Annotated in this window: 3 protein-coding genes; all 3 read left to right on the top strand. The window is 38.3% G+C overall.

Going from position 1 to position 1,928, the window contains the following annotated elements:
* Positions 1-423: hypothetical protein (locus QUB11_RS31030; RefSeq protein WP_333392554.1), on the top strand; the 423-nt coding region annotated here is incomplete at its 5' end.
* Positions 424-425: 2 nt separating this feature from the next.
* Positions 426-1,343, top strand: coding sequence for a hypothetical protein (locus QUB11_RS31035; protein ID WP_333392557.1), 918 nt, complete (start codon positions 426-428; stop codon positions 1,341-1,343).
* Between the two features lies 1 nt (position 1,344).
* The coding region (locus tag QUB11_RS31040) for a hypothetical protein (protein ID WP_333392559.1) at positions 1,345-1,928 on the top strand (584 nt) is incomplete at its 3' end.

The raw sequence follows: 1,928 nt of genomic DNA on the forward strand, positions 1-1,928 counted from the left end.
TATGGTATGGGTAATGTGCCGCCGGGAACTGATTTAACTGCGCTTTGTCAGGCATTTTATACAAGAGATATTCGCGCTGAGGATAAGCCCTTGGAGTTGGTTAGTTCACAGGGTAGTCAATCTCAAAGCAACCCTGACGCTTTTTGGTTGAGCAACACTTGGCGTCGCCCGCTAACTGCTGCTGAACTTGAACAATATGATTGTTTGCTTAACAAAGGCGGTTTAGCTCTCTCTGATAAAGTTCTTGATTTAATGCCTGTTTCCCCTGATTCGATACGCATTCCTGCCTTGATGATTAGTGCGATTGATTCTGTCAATTCTCCGATTATGAGGTACGCCGCGGTGGTTATGTACAGCACCGGATTACCAGTCATGTTGATTGCAGGCTTGGTTAAGGCTTGGCGGCTTGCTAGTAGGAAATAATTATGCTGTTGCGATTTGCAAAATTAGCTGGTGGGTTGCGGTTACTTATTGCAGAAGTTGCGCCGCTTGTTGTGGTTTCCGCTGCATCTTTAAGTGCTCGTGGTGCTGCTTATTTGGTCGGCTTTTCTTTGGGATCGATTGTAACTGGATTTTTACCGATTATACTTACTTTGATTAGTATTTCAGGAGTTTTTGGCTCCGCAAGTACAGAAGAATGTGATAATTACTACGCGGAAATTAAAAGAGTTGATGATTTGAATCGGCAATTAATGGTAGAGTATGAGCCTATTTATCAAGCTTGGCTTGATGGTCTTTATAAGAGTTATACAATTGCGGCCGCAGCATTGTTTTTATCTGCTACTCAACAATCTCAAACAATTTGTGCCAATGAGCCTGAATTTCGCTCTTGCGTTGTTTGTGGTGGCGGTGGGCTTCAAGGATATACCTGTGTTGTAGCTACTTGCTCTCCTCAAGCAGATTGTCAAGAAAGAGAATTTAATCGTCTTAATTCGGGTTTGATACCTCCTGTTCCTCCACCACAGCCTGATTTTTATAATTATGATAATATTTCTACTCCTCCTGATTGCCCTCCCAATAAAAAAGTATGGCTTCAAACAATGTGGGCTTCTCCTTCGGAATTTGCATCGCAATCTAAAGGGTGTTTCTTGATTGGCTATTCATATTCTATTTTAGATGGGCTTAAAATAGAATATAATCCTTTTAAGCTTCCTGAGTCTTTTTTGATATCTCAGGCTTTGCCCAATCAAGTCGTTTTTGGTGATAGATTTCGAGGATTAGATGATAAGGATTGGAAAAATTTAGAAAGTAGTGCTGGTTGGGATAAGGGTTATTGGGTGGCCGAGCATACTGATGTTGAGTGCCGTGGTTGGCGTCCTGGTTGGTCAAATAAGGTAAAGTAAAATGATTAAATTGTTTTTGAAAAGTTTAAAGCATGGTCTGGTTTTAGCTTTTTTTCTTATCTTTTTTTTAATTGTTTATACTATTTGGATTAATTTGTGGTTGGCTAAGTCTGTTGGTCAATTTAAAGTTCCATTAAAATTAGGGACGGTTGTTAGTTCCGATAGATTATTCAATAAATTAATTCCTAGTATGGAACTTAGACATTCTTGGCAAAATATTCAGAATAAATTTAATTATTTTGTAATTGAATATCAACTGCGAGATGACTTTATTCAACATCAGTCCCCCAGATTAATGAACTGGTGTAAAGAAAATGAGTGTGTTGCACATCGAATAAAATTTCTTGATAATCGAACAAATCAATTTAAATTATTTACTTTAGACGATTTTTTTAGTAATACTCGATTAAATCTTCGGCGTACAGAATACCAAGATTTTCGATTAAAAGCATTTTTACAAAGTTTACCTGTTGGCTCAACGGTTATAATTAGTGAGCCATTTAGTTTGTTCGATCGCCCGCAAGTATTTCATAAATTTCGAGAGTGGGTTTTGAAGTTGCGAGCTGAGCATCCTGAGCTTCAATT

This window comes from Microcoleus sp. B6-A1, assembly GCF_036705085.1.
Taxonomy (GTDB): Bacteria; Cyanobacteriota; Cyanobacteriia; order Cyanobacteriales; family Microcoleaceae; genus Microcoleus.

What these genes read in the sequence shown, in the direction of transcription:
- QUB11_RS31035 (WP_333392557.1), top strand. Translation starts at nt 426, where the DNA reads ATGCTGTTGCGATTTGCAAAATTAGCTGGTGGGTTGCGGTTACTTATT.